We start from the raw sequence: 379 nt of genomic DNA, 5'->3' as shown, positions 1-379 counted from the left end.
CACGAACTCATCATGGCGTACCTTTGTCTCACGGGCAACCTGTGACGCCGACTGCGATATCGCGGATGAAGCAACGCGGTTAATGGCCATTGCGGCGGCACCAGGCACCGCCGTTTTGCTGATACGGCTGAGGTTTTCAACGGCCTGCTCAAGACCTTTTATGGCCATACATCCCCCTTTCAGCGGCGACGGTTAACGGCAGGCGGTACGCCCCGTCCAAGCCAGAGATGACAACTTCCGCCATCATCCGGCGAAACCCGATCTACCCAGAAATTTTCCTCACCGATGGTCAGCGTGTCTCCACGCCGCAGCTGCCGCACCTCATCAGTCCGGACAAACAGGGACGGGCTGGAGCCTTCAACGCGCACGCCCTGTCCGG

At 59.9% G+C, this 379-nt stretch carries 2 protein-coding genes; both read right to left on the bottom strand.

The window, feature by feature from the left end; all coding sequences use genetic code 11:
- On the bottom strand, positions 1–168 hold a 168-nt coding region (locus tag H8L47_RS29255), incomplete at its 3' end, for a phage tail protein (protein ID WP_186957343.1).
- Between the two features lie 11 nt (positions 169–179).
- A complete protein-coding gene (locus tag H8L47_RS29250; RefSeq protein WP_077814874.1) occupies positions 180–368 on the bottom strand; it encodes a head-tail joining protein in 189 nt (62 codons plus the stop codon).
- Positions 369–379: the final 11 nt, after the last annotated feature.

It is taken from the genome of Undibacterium umbellatum (assembly GCF_014284125.1).
GTDB lineage: Bacteria > Pseudomonadota > Gammaproteobacteria > Burkholderiales > Burkholderiaceae_D > Undibacterium > Undibacterium umbellatum.
The sequence above is the reverse complement of the archived record's forward strand: the minus strand, read 5'-3'. Positions and strand labels throughout refer to the sequence as shown.